The organism is Flavobacterium sp. (assembly GCF_021151785.1).
Taxonomy (GTDB): domain Bacteria; phylum Bacteroidota; class Bacteroidia; order Flavobacteriales; family Flavobacteriaceae; genus Flavobacterium.
The window spans coordinates 19,606-37,752 of the sequence record NZ_JAGKWP010000010.1; the positions used below are offsets into that span (position 1 = coordinate 19,606).

Annotated in this window: 7 protein-coding genes; 4 read left to right on the forward strand and 3 right to left on the reverse strand. The window is 34.4% G+C overall.

Annotated features, from left to right (window positions below):
• The first annotated feature begins 18 nt into the window (after positions 1-18).
• The 3 genes from QZ824_RS02130 to QZ824_RS02140 all read left to right on the forward strand — a co-directional run bounded on the left by QZ824_RS02130 (position 19) and on the right by QZ824_RS02140 (position 3,481).
• Positions 19-333, forward strand: a complete 315-nt coding sequence (locus tag QZ824_RS02130) for a HopJ type III effector protein (protein WP_291274389.1) — start codon at positions 19-21, stop codon at positions 331-333.
• Between the two features lie 141 nt (positions 334-474).
• Positions 475-2,163 carry a single-stranded-DNA-specific exonuclease RecJ gene (recJ, locus tag QZ824_RS02135; RefSeq protein ID WP_291274390.1) on the forward strand — a complete coding sequence of 563 codons (1,689 nt, stop codon included), beginning with the start codon at positions 475-477 and terminating at the stop codon, positions 2,161-2,163.
• A 64-nt stretch (positions 2,164-2,227) separates the two neighbouring features.
• Positions 2,228-3,481, forward strand: a complete 1,254-nt coding sequence (locus tag QZ824_RS02140; RefSeq protein ID WP_291274391.1) for an MFS transporter — start codon at positions 2,228-2,230, stop codon at positions 3,479-3,481.
• 61 nt (positions 3,482-3,542) lie between these two features.
• Here QZ824_RS02140 and QZ824_RS02145 read toward each other — a convergent pair whose 3' ends face one another.
• The 3 genes from QZ824_RS02145 to QZ824_RS02155 form a co-directional block, all read right to left on the reverse strand.
• Positions 3,543-12,305, reverse strand: coding sequence for an SMP-30/gluconolactonase/LRE family protein (locus QZ824_RS02145; protein WP_291274392.1), 8,763 nt, complete (start codon positions 12,303-12,305; stop codon positions 3,543-3,545).
• A gap of 261 nt (positions 12,306-12,566) precedes the next feature.
• Complete coding sequence (locus QZ824_RS02150; RefSeq protein ID WP_291274393.1) at positions 12,567-14,375, reverse strand: AraC family transcriptional regulator; 1,809 nt, start codon at positions 14,373-14,375, stop codon at positions 12,567-12,569.
• 238 nt (positions 14,376-14,613) lie between these two features.
• Entirely contained in the window at positions 14,614-15,354 is a 741-nt protein-coding gene (locus tag QZ824_RS02155; protein ID WP_291274394.1) for a UDP-2,3-diacylglucosamine diphosphatase, read from the reverse strand.
• A 162-nt stretch (positions 15,355-15,516) separates the two neighbouring features.
• Here QZ824_RS02155 and QZ824_RS02160 point away from each other — a divergent pair.
• On the forward strand, positions 15,517-18,147 hold a 2,631-nt coding region (locus QZ824_RS02160; protein ID WP_291274395.1), incomplete at its 3' end, for a choice-of-anchor J domain-containing protein.

Consider the following 18,147-nt stretch of genomic DNA (forward strand, 5'->3'; position numbering starts at 1 on the left):
CATTTTTATCTTTTAATTATGCAGCAACTAGTCGACAAGAAATCATTTCCTGATACAATAGAATATATTGATGAGCATTACATGTTTACACCCACAGCTTTTAAGAACGGAAATCAATTTAATTTAGCAGGAGAAAATAATGGTTCGTGTAAATTATTTGCTTATGCAAAACAAAAACAATTGACCAAGCAAGAAACGTTGGAGTTGTTTGGTCAATACTATCAGGATGTATTAAATACACCAGAAGGAACGGACCATCAAAATATTAGAAATTTTATCCTTTTTGGTTGGGAAGGCATTCATTTTGAAGGTGTTGCTTTAGTGAAAAAGTAACGTATGATTTTGATTGTTTTAGACTAAAGATAAATTATAAAGCATATTGTTAATACCTTTGAATTCGAGTGGAATGTTTTTATATATTTGCAAATCAATAGTATACGCCGAAATTTATAATTTCAAATTCATAATTGAACTATGCGTTGGACACAGAAATCAAAGCCAAAAAAGGATAAAGTACAAGCCTTAAAAAATGAACTGCAAGTAGACGAAATTGTCGCTACTTTATTAGCACAACGTGGGATTGAAACCTACGATCAAGCCAAACAATTTTTTCGACCAACCCTAAATGATTTGCATGATCCATTCTTGATGAAAGATATGGATAAAGCGGTTGCGAGAATCGAATTAGCAATAGAGAGACAAGAAAATATCTTGGTTTTTGGAGATTATGATGTGGATGGTACCACTGCGGTTTCTTTAGTGTCAAGTTATTTAAGAAGTTATTATTCTAATGTAGCTACTTATATTCCAGACCGTTATGTAGAAGGATACGGAGTGTCATATCAAGGTATTGATTTTGCTGACGATAATAATTTTTCCCTGATCATAGCGCTTGATTGTGGTATTAAATCTATAGAACATGTAGTCTATGCTAAAGAGAAAGGCATTGATTTTATTATTTGCGATCATCACCGTCCTGGAGATGTCATTCCGAATGCAGTTGCGGTTTTAGATCCTAAACAAAAAGATTGTTTTTATCCTTTCGATGAACTATGTGGATGTGGTGTTGGGTTTAAGCTTATTCAGGCTTTATCGTATAAACGCAATATAACGATATTTAATTTGATTCCCTATTTAGATTTAGTGGCTACAGCCATTGCTGCCGATATTGTTCCTATTATTGGTGAGAATCGTGTTTTGGCAAAATTTGGTTTACAAGTCATCAATTCTAATCCACGTCCTGGAATAAAAGCACTAGTTCAAAACGTTAAAAAAAAGGAATTGACTATTTCAGATGTGGTATTTCTTATTGCACCAAGAATCAATGCAGCTGGAAGAATTAAACATGGAAATGAAGCAGTTGCTTTATTAACTGAGTATGAATTAGCTCAAGCAGAAGTTTTTGCTTCTGAAATAGAACAACATAATTCCGACCGAAAGGAGTTAGATCAACAAATTACTAAAGAAGCATTAGCACAAATTCTCGAAAATAATGAAGAAAATCGTTTTTCGACTGTCGTTTTTCAAGAACATTGGCATAAGGGAGTGATTGGTATTGTTGCTTCTCGTTTAGTGGAAAATTATTATCGTCCTACCATCGTTTTTACCAGAAGTGGTGATAAATTAGCTGCTTCAGCACGTTCAATTAAAGACTTTGATGTTTACAATGCTCTTGAGGTTTGTGCCGAACACCTCGAACAATTTGGTGGGCATATGTATGCAGCTGGAATGACATTGAAAGAAGAAAATTATGACACTTTTAAACGGGCTTTTGAAAAAGTAGTTCAAGAGACTATTACGCCTGATTTACTCATTCCCGAAATTGAAATTGATGCGGAAATTAATCTCACAGATATAACCCCAAAATTGTTGCGTATTCTAAAGCAATTCGAACCGTTTGGACCAGGGAATATGACGCCTGTTTTCTATACATCCAATTTGAGAGATACCGGTTATGCTAAAACAATTGGTGCCAATGATGAGCATATAAGGGCATATATCAAACAAGATAGGGGTGAAAGTTTTGGAGCAGTTGGTTTTAAATTAGGTAATAAAATAGAGATAATGAAAAACCAACAAAATTTTGAAGCAGTCTATTCAATAGAAGAAAATGAATGGAATGGTAAGGTGAGTGTTCAGTTACAATTAAGAGATTTACGTTAAATTAAAATTTAAAGAATAATATATTTTAAAAATCTTTCCGACCTTTGCTTTTCAAAAGTAAATTATGGCAAAAAAAGATCCCTTTTCATCTCTTCGAATAAAAGAATTCAAATGGTTTTTGTTTATGCGTCTAGGAATTGTATTGGCTTGGTCTATGCAATTTGTTTTAATCGAATGGGAGGTGTATCGTCTCACTAAAGATCCTTGGTCGCTAGGGTTAATTGGTTTAATGGAAGTTATACCAGCCATAAGTTTGGCATTGTTTGCTGGTCATATCGTAGATCAATCTGAAAAAAAAGGGATGTTAATCAAATGTTTTTCAGGGTTAGCCTTAATTAGTATTGCTTTTTGTTTACTAGTAAATACAGATGTTGTTGCACAGTTGAATAAAAATATGATTTTATATGCTATCTATGGTTTGGTATTTTTTGGCGGAATTATTCGTGCTTTTATTATCCCTGCTGTGTTTAGCTTGCTTGGTCTTATCGTGCCAAATCAAGAAAAACCAAATGCAGCAGCATGGAGTAGTTCTACTTGGCAAATTGCTGCTGTGTTCGGACCTGCTTTAGCGGGATTTATGATTGGCTGGATCGGAATTTTTACTTCTATGTGTATGGTGGTAATTTGTGTTTTTATAGGAATTATTGGGCTTCTTAAAATTGATAAAAAACCCATTTTAAATCCTAAAAGAGGCGAACCAGTCATGCAAAGTTTAAAGGAAGGTTTGCATTTTGTTTTCCAAAATAAAAAGATATTAAATGCTATTTCACTAGATATGTTTGCTGTGTTGTTTGGCGGAGCCATAGCTTTGTTGCCAGTATTTGCAACAGATATTTTAAAAGTAGGTTCAGAAGGATTTGGAGTTTTAAGAGCGGCACCAGCTATTGGAGGTTTGATTACTATGTTGGTAGCTACTTATATTCCCTTAAATAAAGGTGCAGGTCGAAAACTATTGATAGCCGTATTCTTTTTTGGTCTTTCTATTGTGGTGTTTGGCTTATCCACCCATTTTTGGGTATCTGTTGTCGCTTTGTTTTTAAGTGGTGTATTTGATGGAATTTCGGTTGTCATTCGTCAAACCATATTGCAATTATATACACCTGATACTATGCGCGGTCGAGTATCTTCGGTTAATTCTATATTTGTTGGTTCTTCAAACGAATTAGGTGCTTTTGAAAGTGGTCTTACTTCCCGATTAATGGGGACTGTAAATGCGGTTGTTTTTGGCGGAATTATGACGTTAGTTGTTGTTGTCATTATGGGTGGATTTTCGCCTGAGTTTCGAGATTTGGATATAGATAAGGAATTAGAAAGTTAAAAAAATACCCCAAAGAATTTGACTTTTTTGGGGTATTATATTCATATGAAAATTATAGTTTTTATTGTTTTATCATTTTTAATGATTCATGATAGTCTCCTTGTTCGATGTTTATAATATATACACCTCTAGGGTACTCACTTCCAAAAGAATAATCTATTAACATCGATGGTTCGATTTCGTTAGATTCTATTAGTTTTCCTACTACATCAAAAATTTGATATTTAACTTTCTCGGTTTTTTCATTTAATAAAGGGTTTATCCTAAAAGTTTCTTTGAAAGGGTTAGGGAAAGCAACAAATTTTTGATTTAAAGAAATCTCAATTTCATTTTTAGTAAGTGTTGGGTTTTCTCTAGTATTTATTTCCTGTATAGAAACATTACAAGTACGTCCTTCAGAGCTATAAACGCCGTTTTGTTTGGCTTGTATTTTAACTTGATAAGTTGACCCATAAGAGAAATTACTGCCATAGAATCTAAAATAAGGAACGTTTCTGTCGATAGTCGAAATTAAGTTTGTTCCAGTTTCGTCATAAATGTTAAATCGATATTCTGTAGCTCCTGTAACAGCATTTGCAAAAAGCCATTGGTAAGGAGTTACCCCTGTAATTCCGCAGTATTCTTGACTTAATGATGTTGTAGGAAGATTCATTAGAGTAACATTACAAGCTGTTCCTTCAGAGCTATAAACGCCGTTTTGTTTGGCTTGTATTCTAACTTGATAAGTTGAGCCATAAGAGAAATTACTGCCATAGAATCTAAAATAAGGAACGTTTCTGTCGATAGTCGAAATTAAGTTTGCCCCAGTTTGATCATAGATGTTAAATCTATATTCAGTTGCCCCAGAAATAGTATTTGCAAAAAGCCATTGATAAGGAGTCACCTCTGTAATTCCGCAGTATTCTTGTTTTAAAGAAGTAGTCGGAAGGTTGATTAAAGTTAAATGACAAGGGCTTCCTTCGGCGTTAAATGAACCATTTTGTTTTATTTGGACTTTTATTATATAAGTTGTACCATAAGAAAAGTTACTGCCATAGAATCTGAAATAAGGAACAGTTCTATCAATTGTTGTAATCAAGTTTGCCCCAGTTTGGTCATAGATGTTAAATCTATATTCAGTTGCTCCATTAACTAAGTTTGCATAAATCCATTCATAAGGGCTAATATTAGTTGCTTCACAGAAACTTGTTGTTAAATTAGAATAATCAGTACAGTTTACTCCTAATTTAAAGTTTCTTGTTCCGCCACATGCTGTTTGGAATGATACAGAAACTTGGTTGTTTAGGTTGAAATTTATTGGATGAGAAATAGTTACTTGGATACTTGAGGTTCCATTTCCACTTGTGATAGTCATTCCTTGTGGTAGATCCCATTCGAAGTTAGTTCCTAAATCTGAAGGCACACTATAAGTTGCAGTAGATAAAGGACATAAATTGGTTGGTCCTGTAATATTTCCGGTTACACTACTTACTAACAATGTTTTCACTAGCCCATTTCCACAGTTGTTAATTCCTTGAACACTTATTAAGCCTGTTTCAAAAGTTGTTAAATCGAAATTAACCACAATTGAATTACTTCCTTGACCACTAATAATTGTAGAACCATTTGGTACAGACCATTGATAAGAAGAAACACCAGATATTGCTGCAACACTATATGTATATTGATTTAATGGGTTGTTGTTTAAAACAGTTCCATTATTTCCAATAGTTGCTTGGGCAGCTCCACAAAGAGTTGTTGCTCCATTAATCGAATTTATTATTGGAATAGTACCTATGTCGAGAGTTCGTCTATTACTTGTTCCACAAGTTGATAATGAGCGAACACTAATTGATCCAGTTGTTGATTGGTTTTCAATTGATACAACTATAGTGGAAGAGTTTTGTCCTGATACTATTGTCATTCCATTTGGTACATTCCATTGATAGGTTACTCCTGATTCTTGCTGAACACTATAGGTTGCAGTAGTTAATCCACAAATAGTACTTGGTCCTGTAATGATTGAAGGTAAAGTTGCTCCAGAAATATTATACGTAGCTTGTTGGCTTGCGGAATTAGTTGTACAAACTACTTTAATTTGTCCAGATATAAATGAAGCTGTAGAAGCTAGTGTGATGGTTCTTGTACCTTGTCCAGATATTATTGAAGTGGTAGAAGGAATTGTCCAAAAATAAGTACCTTCTGAAATTTCTGTTGCGGTATAGGTTTGAGAACTATTAGGACATAATATTGAGTTTCCGGAAATAGCTAATGAAAAAGCACCCGCTGGGACTAAGCCTGATCGTTGTATTCTAAGACTTTTAGTTGAAGTTTCTGAACAAGCATTTATTGCTTTAACACGAATTATTCCATTACTAAAGCTTGAAGATAAATTAACGTTAATAGATGCTCCTGTTTGACTTAGTAAAGTCATTCCAGAAGGTAGTTCCCATACATAACTAGTAGCACCAGTAACAGGAGCGACAGAATATGTAGCTGATGTAATATTTGAAGCTAAATTAGTTGAACCTGAAATAGAACCAATACTGCCAACATTTGGCGAAATAGATACATTTACAGCTACTCTTGCACTTTCTACACCTGAAATGGTTTGAGAAACATAATATGTGCTAGATGTTAAGGTTGTATTAGGATTTAAGGCATTTCCTCCAGTTGAAGTACTATACCATTTTAAGTTAGTACCTGTTGCGGTTAAGTTTGCAACTTTTGATCCTTGACATAATGTTTGTGCTGATGCTGTAGGCAAATTAACGTTATTTACATTGTTTTCAACAGCAATACTTATGGTGTAACTAGAACTTCCAATAGTATTTGTAGCGGTAATCGTATAATTAGTTGTTGGGCTTAAACTAGTTGGAGTACCTGAAATACTTCCATCTGAATTTAAAACTAATCCCGCTGGTAAAGCTGGAGAAACAGAATATCCAGTTAAGGTGATTTTTCTAATAACAGCATTATCTTTATCAGGTACATAGGCATTCCCGTTATTGTCAAAAGCAATATCATATGGGTAGCTAAATTTAGCATTTGTTAGTACTCCATCTTCATAACCTTGATCTCCACCTGTTAATGTTGTAACATTTCCTGAAGGGCTGATTTTTCTAATTTTATGATTTTCATAATCAGCAACATAGATGTTTCCAGCAACATCGATATTTACTCCTGTAGGAGTGCTAAATTGAGCTGATGTACTATTTCCATTTGAATAACCTTGAGAACTACCTGCTACTGTAGAAACACTTCCCATGTAGCTAATTTTACGAATCTTGTTGTTACCACTATCCGTAACATAAAGATTCTGTTCCGTATCAACAATTACTCTAATGGGATTTTTGAATTTTGCATTTGTATAATATCCGTCAGCATAACCCTCTACACTTCCTGCTATGGTAGAAACACTTCCTGTAGGAGTAATTTTTCTAATTTTATTATTAAAATAATCGGCTACATAAATGATGCCATATTTATCAACTGCAACTCCATAAGGATAATAGAATTGTGCAGTTGCAGCATTTCCATCAGCAAAACCTCCTTCACCATTACCAGCTACAGTAGTTACATTACCGCTCGTATCTATTTTTCTGATCTTATGATTTCCTGCATCGGCTACATAAATATTATTTGAAGCATCAGTTGCAACACAAGCTGGATAGAAAAATTGAGCTTCTGTTCCATTTCCATCTGCAAAACCTGCTTCACCATTACCAGCTATAGTAGTTACATTGCCGCTCGTATCTATTTTTCTAATTCTATGATTAACATAATCAGCAATAAACATGTTTCCTGAAGTGTCAAATGCAATACTTGTCGGAGAATCAAACTGAGCTGAAGAGCCATTTCCGTCTTGATAACCTGGCGAGGATTGATTTCCTGCAATAGTAGAAACCATTCCGTTAATACCTGAAACAGTAGACCCTGTATTGGTCACTTGTAAAGGTGTAATTGCATTACCTATTGTAAAATTATTTGATGTGTTATATGAAATATTAGGTGTAACATTTGGAGTAGTAAATTCTACTTGATTTCCATATGCTATTCCTTGTGTATTTTGGGCATAAGCTCTTGCATAATAAGTGGTATTTGGGGTTAAATTGGTTAATCCAATTGAATAAGAACCCAGACCTCCACTTGTGTAATTAATTGTAGTATCTCCCGTAGTAGGAAGACTATGAGTAGCATAGCAAATACCTTTTGTTGTTACTGTAGCTCCACCTTCTGAACTTACATTTCCTGTAACAGATACACTTGTAGGGGTTAGAATGTTTGAACTAGAAATGTTTATGCTAGTAGCTACTGTTGGTAAGGATAATACAGCAATACTTATAGTATAACTAGAACTTCCGCCAGCATTGGTAGCCGTAATAGTATAGTTAGTAGCTGGACTTAGCGCCGTTGGAGTTCCTGTAATACTACCGTCAGTGTTTAAAACTAAGCCCGCAGGCAAACTTGGAGAAACAGAATATCCAGTTAGTGTGATTTTTCGGATTTTATGAAGTTGATAATCCGTAGTATAAAGGTTGCCAGTAGCGTCAACAGTAAGACCTCGAGGTCCTTTAAATTTTGCATTTGTTAAACTACCATCTAAAAAACCAAAAGAGCTTCCTGCTAGCGTACTTACATAGCCGCTCGAGTCAATTTTTCTAATTTTATAATTATTTGTATCAGCAACATAAACGTTTCCTGAGTTATCAACTATAATTCCATTTGGGGTTGAGAATTTTGCTTCGATTCCTATTCCGTCAGCATAGCCTGTAGAGCTTCCAGCTATTGTAGTTACATTTCCGGTAGGGTCAATTTTTCTTATTCGGTTGTAGCCTTGATCGCTAACATATACATTACCCGAGGCATCAACAGCTATACCATTAGGCCCACTAAATTTAGCATTAGTACCAAGACCATCTGCTTGGCCACCAGTGCTTCCTGCTAAAGTAGTTACATTCCCACTAGTATCTATTTTTCTAATTTTATAATTACCTATATCGGTTATATAAATATTACGATACCTATCAACTGCAATTCCTTGTGGGTAATTAAATTGTGCTGATACTCCATTGCCATCAGTATAACCTAAATTACTTCCAGCAAGTGTGGTAACATTCCCATTGGGATCTATTTTTCTAATTTTATTATTATCTCTATCTGTTACATAGACATTTCCATATTCATCAACAGCAACCCCATAAGGATGATTAAACTGAGCATTAGCCCCATTAGCATCTAGGTATCCGTTTGTGCCATTCCCTGCAAGTGTTGTTACGTTTCCACTTGTATCTATTTTTCTAATTCGGTGATTACTATAATCAGCTACATAAATATTTCCCGCCGCATCAGCTGCAACATTTTGTGGATTATTGAATATTGCATTACTTCCATTTCCATCAGCGAAGCCATTATCACCACTACCAGCAATTGTTGTAACATAATTATTTATTCCATTAACACTCCCACCTGTATTTGTTACTTGTAATGGAGTAATCGGATTGTTTAAAGTAAAGCTATTAGTCGTATTATACGCTATATTTGGGACTTGTATAAGTGTTGTAAAAGTAACTTGTGTTCCGTAAGAAGTTCCTAAAGCATTAGTTGCATAAGCTCTAACATAATAAGTAGTTGCTGGAATTAATCCTGTCAAATTGGATGTAAAATTACCTGTTGTAGTGGTTGGGTCTGCAAGTTTATTATCATTAATTGTAGGATTAGCTGTTGTACTCCAACAAATTCCTTTTTCTGTTAATGTAATGCCACCATTGCTGGTAACATTTCCACCACTCACTGCTGTTGACGAGGCAATTGATGTAACCGCATCAGTAGTAATGGTTGGTAAATTAGCAATTGTAATATTTAAATTTGTAGAGTTAGATCCATAATAGTTATAACCCGTAATCGCATAGTTTGTTGCGATTGATGTTGCAGTCGGAGTTCCTGATATTGTTCCATTAGTACTATCAAGACTTAAACCAGAAGGTAAACTTGGTGAAACAGTATATCCTGTAATTTCAACTTTACGAATATCATCGCCATACCATTCTGAAACGTACATGTATTTTTGGTTGGTATCAAATAGTATGTGAGCTGGGCTGCTTAAAGAAGCCAATAATCCATTATCATTATTAGTAGTTCCTCTGGTTCCCGAACCAATAAAATTAATTACTACACCGCTTGGGGTAATTTTTCTAATGTAATTATTAGTGGAAGTACTCACACTAAATCCTGGATTTGATGATGGATAACTTCCGTCTAATGCTTGTGTAATATATAGATTATCCCCACCATCGATAGCAATTCCATAAGGGTCAGCAAAAGAAGCTCCCGTACCTGTACCATTCGTTGTGGTATTCGTTCCGCTTCCAGCAAATGTAGATACAGTTCCTGCGTCTATTTTACGGATTTTTTGGTTGCCTCTATCTACAACATATAATATTCCTGTACTTGAGAAAGCTAAACTAGTTGGGTTGTTAAATCTAGCAGAAGTTAGGTTTCCTTCAGTAGTTCCAGAGGTATTGCTACCAGCAAAAGTGGTAACAGCGTTAGTTGTTAAATTAATTTTTCTTATACAATGATTTCCTGCATCTGCTACATATAAGTAAGAAGTGCCATTTTCTGTTCTAAAAACTACATCCGTGGGTCTTAAAAAACGAGCTGCTGTTCCTGTTGCATCTGTATACCCTGATTGCGAACCTGTTCCTCCTCCAGCAATAGTACTCACGGCACCTGTAACTAGAACTAGTTTTCTAATTTTGTTGTTTCCACGGTCAGCAATATATAAAATGCCTTGTCCATCGAATGTCATTCCAGAGGGTTGGTCAAAGCGTGCATTACCAATTCCTGTTCCGTCATTAGAGCCACTATCACTTGCTAAAAAAGGAGTTGGTGTGGTTTGTCCAGCAATTTGAGTAACCGCGCCAGTAGTTCCGTCTATTTTTTTAATGCGATGATTGTATGAGTCGGTGAAGTAAATGTTTCTCGAAGCATCCATTACCATTCCCATAGGTGCATTGAATTTAGCTGATAATGGATTAGTATCGTTTGTATTACCTTCAGAACTTCCTGCAAAGGTAACTACTTTAGAATATGTTCCTGCTGGTATAGTTGTTCCGGTATTAGTTGGAGTTATTGGAGTTATTGCTACATTTTGTTGTAGTATTTGTGTTTCATAACTAATGCTAGGTCCTGCTGTTAAACCATTTGTAGTTAAGTTTATAGTTTCGGTATATCCACTTCCAGTAGCATTTGTAGCAAAAGCTTTAAAAGAATAAGAGGTATTTGGAGTTAGAGTTGTTATTGCTTTTGTAAAATTGGCAATAGTTCCAGTCACTATAATTTTTGTAGTTCCTGCGCCACCAACAATTGGATTAGCATTAATAGTCGTAGGGGCATAAACGAACCCTTTTTCTGTAATTGTGCCACCACCTCCATTTGTAACTACTGTTGCGGAAAGTGCTGCTCCTGTAATCCCAATGTTTAAAGTGTTTATGGCATTTACTACTGGTGTTTCAGCTATATTTGTTACATTGACTGTTAAGGTTTGAGAGGCAGATTTAGGAATGCTTCCATTGTCAGTAACTTGAATAGTGACGATATAAGAATTATTAGCATCAGAATCAGTAGGGTTTTCAAAATCTGGAGTCGCATTCAAACTCAATGCACCCGTTGTTTGGTTGATTGTGAATTTTGAAGCATCTGCACCTCCATTAATACTGAAGGTTAAATTTTGTGCAGGAACATCGTTATCTGTTGCTTGAATGGTTGTAACAGCAGCAGTGTTTTCTGAAATCGTAATAGATGTATTGTTTGAACCCGCTCCGCTAGTAATGACAGGAGCTCTGTTGGTTGAAAAAGAAGTTTCTGCTCCATAATAAGTTCCAGAAGCATCCGTTACATATGCTCTTACGTAATAAGTTGTATTTGGTAAAAGATTGGTTAATGTACTTGTGTAATCAGTTGTTCCAGCTCCTTCATTTGTAAAATTATTTGAAATAGTTGGGTTATGATTAGTAGACCAGCAGATACCTTTTGCAGTGATTGATGAGCCCGCTTCAGCAATACTTTGTCCTCCCGACTCTGCTGTTATTGTTTGATTATAATTGATGGTTGTGACAGCTTTTGTATTTACTGTAGCGTTAGGCAAAGAATATAATAATTCAAAAAATAAAGTTTGATTGACACTTGGTATTGGAGTTAATGTTGAGTTTGAAACAATATAAGCTCCTTGATTTGACACTCCAGGAAAACTTGAAAAGCCTAAAAAATTATCAGACTGAAGCCAATATGGAGTTAGTGATGAAGGAAGATTTTGCTGAATTGTTATTAAATATGAAGTGTATTTTGAAAGACTTACGCTTTGGGTTAAATTTATAAAGTTAGAATTAGAGTAATCTTGGAGAGGAATAGTAGAATTGGTAACACTTATGGTGTGATTATTATCGTATTTGTCTATAAAACTATATGTTACAGGATCTCCAGGATTAGCAGAAACATTTGCATGTACTTCTCTAACTCTTATTCTAAAAGATCCCCATGTACCCGTGTTTGGACCTGTAGAATTACTTGAATTCCATAATTTAAAAATAATACTACTGAGTATTACATTTGTAGAAGTAATAGGGCCTATATTGATGAGATAACCAACCTCATTGTTACCCAAGTAGAGAGGTTCCGTTCCAATTGCAACAGTAGATCCATTTGGACTAATATTACCGTAGAGGACATTATTCTGTCCAAACCCATTATTCGATTTTAAAAATATAACACCAATTAGTATTATATAAAATATCGATGATAATTTAAATAAGGGGTGTTTTAAAAGAAAATCATTTTGCTTCATACTTAAAATTAATTTTTGAATTTAGGAATCACAAATAACCAAATTAATTGTTTGATGGTCAACAAATACAAGTCCAATATATTGTTTTACGAGTCCAAAATATTGTAAAGCCATGATTTTCAGTAAGTATTTGTATGTGAAAACCGAGTTGTTTAATGCTTTTAAAAATTGATTTTGTAAAAAATAAAATCAATTTTGAACATAATACATACAAAAAAAGTCGCTAAAAAGCAACCTTTAAACGTCTTTGTTTTCAAAAAATTACAAGTCTGTTTTTAAAATCTCATCACGATAATAGCTTGGCTTTACTCCTGTAAATTTCTCAAAGGTGTTGTAAAATGATTGCTTGGCACCAAAGCCTGCTTGTAAGGCAAGAGCTTCAATTTTGTAATGTTTAAGATTTGGGTCTTCAAATAGTTTTTTTACTTCATCTATTCGGAATTTATTAGTATATGAAGTAAAACTAGTATATCCGCCTGCTCGTAATGCAGCAATTAGATTTCTTTGTGGAATGTTTAATTTTTTTGCTACCTGTTCTATTTTTAATTTTGAATCCAAGTAGGGCTTTTCTTCTAGGTAATAATCATTTAGCTTATTAAATAAAAATAGTTCTTTTGAGTCTATTTTTTCTTTAATGTTTAAATTCATTGTAGAAGAAAAATTAATTTCTTTTAGTTGTTTTTTCTCTTTTTCATCTCTATATTTTCTCATCAATACACTATAAGCTGCTGTTTTTTCCTTATGTAGTTTGTTTTTTTTGTACCACATAAAAAATAAACTTCCAGAAAGGAATAAAAGTACAATAGCTATATTTTGTCTTAAAGAAGAGGCTTGTTTTAAGTGAATAATTTGTTGGTTTTTTTCTTTAGTTTTATACTTTTTATCAAGTTCATTAATGGCAATTTGTTTTTCCTTTGAAAATATGGAATCACTAAGTGTTTTTAACTCTTCTGTAACAGTAAGAGCTTTTTTATAATCGCCTTTATTTTTATAGATACTAATTAATTCTGGTCGTAACATCATGGATAAATTTTTCATACCGATAGAATCAGCAATACGAATGCTTTTCAATAAATAGCGCACAGACTCTTCGCTTTTTCCTGAATTAATAGCGATTGAAGATAGTCCACTATAAGCTACAGCAAGACTTTCGTAGTTCTTTTCGCTAATGGCATTAGATTTTATTTCATTGTATATTTTTTCTGCTATGATATTATTACCTCTATCACTTTCTAAATTAGCCATATTATAAAGCACCATAGTTTTTATTTTTTTTTCAGACTTATTAGTCAAAACTTTTAACGCTTTGTTGTAGTAGTACATGGCAGTATCGGCATCGGTTTTTCTATAATTTATCCCTAAGTTCATTAAAGCATTTGCTTCTATTTTATAATTATGTATTTGTTTACCAATAGCTAAAGCTTTTTTGTAGTAAAAAAAAGAATTTTTCATGTCTTTGCCATAAGCAAAATTGTTCCCCATATTTAGACAAATTTTACCTAATGCATTTAAACTATCAAGTTTGCTGTAAATCTCATAGGCTTCAAAGAAATTTTTTTGTGCATTAATAAAATCTAATTTGTTTCCTAATAGTAAACCATTTAATTCTAATACAACCCCTGTTTCATATTTTCTGTTTAGCTTTTTAAATAAATTAATAGCGCTAGAAACATAAGGTTCTACTTTTTTAATGTGATTGAAATCTATGCCTCCTCTAAAATAAAGTAAAGATTCAGCTATCGCTAGAGAATCAGGTATATTTGCCGCTATATCTCTAACATGTTCCCCTGAAGATAAAACAGAGTCTAATTTTTTTAATTTTGAAAATGCCTTCTGACGAACTTGATAAATAAGTAATAAATCACTTTTTTTTAATGAATCCTTAGAATTAAGATTAAGAAGAGTGTCTGTTATATTTAGGGTAATATCTGGACGTTTTTCAAGCTTTAGATTTGCATTATCTAATTTTTTTTTGATATTTTTCTCTTCTGAAAAATGATTATCATTACATGAAAAAAATGGATTCAACACGCTTAAAACTAATATGACTTTTAACAGGCTAATTTTCATAAAATAAATTAAATCTAAATCTGAGTGTTAGAATATTATTGATAGTAATCAAGAGTGCTATTTCTATCTTTACTAATGATAAGTGTTTTTTCAAAGATAGCTATTTTTTTCATTAAGTTTTAGATAGACTATGTTGAGTAATTATTTAGATTAATATTAAAGACAATTTAAATACTTAATTGTGTAGTAGGATGTTTATTTTAGTGGTGTTAAGGTTATTTGATATTTTTTCATAGAATCATTTATATTCTTTCAATTCAAATTGCGCACCATCAAAAACACCATAGGTGAAATAGCTAATCCAATCACCTAAATTGATATATTGGGCGTCATTTTCTAAAGTAATGTTCATTGGTAGATGGCGGTGACCAAAAACAAAATAGTCATAGTGCTTGGTTTCCAGTTTTCTTTTGCAATATTGAATCAACCATTCCTTGTCTTCTCCCAAAAAATGTACATCTGCTTCACCTGAGATCAATTTGTTTTTAACAGACAGATATTGGGCTAATCGCATTCCAATATCTGGGTGCAACCATCGATACATCCATTTAGAAAACGGATGTGTAAATACTTTTTTCATGCGTTTGTAACCCATATCGCCAGGTCCTTTTCCGTCTCCATGACCTATTAAAAAAGTTTTGCCATTAAATGTAAATTCTTGATTGTTATGGTAAACGGGAATATTTAATTCTTTTTCGAAATAATCATCCATCCATAAGTCGTGATTGCCTACAAAAAAATAAATAGGAATACCACTGTCTCTAATTTCAGCGAGTTTGCCTAATACACGCACGAACCCCTTGGGAACAACTGTTTTGTACTCAAACCAAAAGTCAAATAAATCTCCTAATAAAAAAATAGCTTCGGCATCTTGTTTAACGGTATCTAGCCATTGAACTAATTTTTGTTCTCTTGGGAAACTTACTTCAGGAGTGGGTGCACCTAAATGTTGATCTGATGCAAAGTATATTTTTTTCAAAGGATTCTTGTTTTTTAAACAAAGTTAGAAAATTGATTGTATAAAAAAATAACATTTTAATGTTTATATTTTAAATTTTTATGAAATGTTAATTTACTTATTTTCAATTCCATATTTTTGTTAAACAACGTTTAAAACTACTAACTAAAAAACTAACAAGCAATGAAAAAACTACTCACATTACTGTCATTGGTGCTTTCTTTTTTGGGTTATGGTCAGTTGACTCAGAATTTTGAGTCGGGTGTTTTTCCTCCTACAGGTGACAATGGAATTGGTACGATAAACTGGTCTACGACTTCGAGTACTGCATTGGCATATGGAGGTACAGGTACTTCCGCTTATTTAACAAGAGCAAATGGTTCGTCAGCCACTACAGCTGAGGAGTATTTGGTTACGTCCCAGGTTACAGTTCCGGCCAATGGTCAGTTGCGTTTTTACACGCGTACTACATTAGCTGGTGATGATGGGACTTCTTTTTCGGTAAGAGTTTCTACGACCTCTCAAACGGGTACGGGTTCTTTTACTACGATTCCTGGTGCGACTTGGACGGATAATACTTTAACGACCACTTATAATATTTATGAGGAGAAGGTAATTTCTTTATCGGCATATGCGGGTCAGAATATTTATTTAGCTTTTGTACGAACAAATGAGAATGGTGATCGCTGGTTGATTGATAATGTTAATGTTGTTCAGACGTGTAATGTTCCTGCTACGTTGACTTCTACTAATATTGGGACTACGTCAGCTTTGTTAGGTTGGACGGGTCCAGTTGGTGCTACCCAGTGGCAGATTGAAGTTGTTCCACAGTCGGCGAATTTTACGGGTGTTCCTAATTACACGGCTAATACGAATCCATATACGGTAACGGGATTAACTCAAGGTACTCCATATAAGTTTAGAGTTAGAGCGATTTGTCCTTCTGGTTTTCCTAGTGATTGGTCTGCTACGGCTACTTTTACCACGACTCTTCCGGGTCAGGTTTGTGTTGCCCCTATTGTTATAGGTAGTTTACCTTATACTACTACAGATAATACGGCGAATTATGGGGATCCGAATGATATTATTCAACCGCTAACTTGTAGTGGTTCTGCTGCAAATTACATGGATGGTAATGATGTTTTTTATAGTTTCACTCCTTCATTTACGGGTAATATAGCTATTACATTAAATCCTACGGTTGCTAATTCGAGTATTCACGTTTTTGCTACTTGTCCAAGTCCGTCTGCTGTTTGTTTGGCTGGAGTAGTAAATAATACTTCGAATCCACGTAATATTAATCCATTTCCTGTTACGGCAGGTACTACTTATTATATTATAATTTCATCGTTAACGGGAACACAGACGGTTGGTTATACATTAAATATTCAACAGGTTTTTTGTACACAGCCTAATGCTTTAACTGCTACAGGCATTACAAGTACATCGGCTACTTTATCATGGGGTAATCCATCGGGAGCTACTTCATGGGAGGTTTCGGTTGCTCCGGCACCTTATGGTTTACCTGTGGGAGCTGGTACTACGGTTACGACTAATACAGGATGGAACTTCACTGGTATTTCGGGTGTTGTTTATCAATATTATGTTCGTGCTTCATGTGGTGATGGTACGTTTAGTATTTGGTCTGGTCCATTTACTTTTACACTTCCTCAGGTTGCTGTAGCACTTCCATATACAGATGGTTTTGAGACGCTTTCAGGTTGGACATTAAGTAGTGGTACTCAATCTAACAAATGGTCTTTTGGAACAGCGGTTAATAATGGCGGTACTCATTCGATGTATATTTCGGATTCTTATGGAGCGACGAATACTTATACACTTACATCTTCTTCTATTGTTCATGCCTATAAGGATTTTACCATTCCAGCGGGTTTTACACAAGCGGAATTAAAATTTGATTGGAAAGCTTTAGGGGAGTCGGCAAATGATTTACTTAGAGTTTGGGTGATTCCAGCTACTACAACGCCAACGGCAGGTACTGGTCTTGTTGCTAGTGCTTCAAATATCAAGATAGGCAATGATTTATTGTTGTCTTCTACATGGAATAATGTATTTATTAATGATATGAATGTTGCTCCATATGCAGGAGGTACAATGCGTTTGGTTTTTGAGTGGAGAAACAATGCTACGTTAGGATCTCAGCCACCTGCTGCGATAGACAATGTAGAATTGAAATTGGTTACATGTCCAAAGCCTAAGAATTTAGCTTCTTCTAATATTAGCTATAGTCAGGCTCAAGTTAGCTGGGTTAATGGAGCGACGGAGACACAGTGGGAGGTATTGGTTTTACCCCAGGGTTCGGCAGCACCTACGGCTACATCATCGGGTACAGTTGTAAGTACACCGAGTCCTTATTTAATTACGGGCTTGAATTCAGTTACGTGTTATGATGTTTATGTTCGCGCGATATGTTCGCCAACAGATAAGAGTTATTGGTCATTGCCTATTACTATTTGTACTACTCCGAATTTTTGTGCTGGGGATCATTTTACAGACACAGGAGGTACTACGGGAGGTTATCAGAATAATGAGAATTATTCGGTAACGGCGTGTCCTGGGAATATTGGTGATGTTGTAACGGTTGTATTTAATTCATTTAATTTAGCAGCTGGAGATAATTTAATAGTTAGGAATGGTGATTTACCAACGTCTCCGATATTAGGGACTTATACAGGTACTACATTACCACCTAGTTTTACATCAACTTCGCCAAGTGGTTGTTTAACTTTTTCATTCAGTTCTAATGCAACAGGAACAAGTACAGGTTGGGATGCAACGATTTATTGTACACCT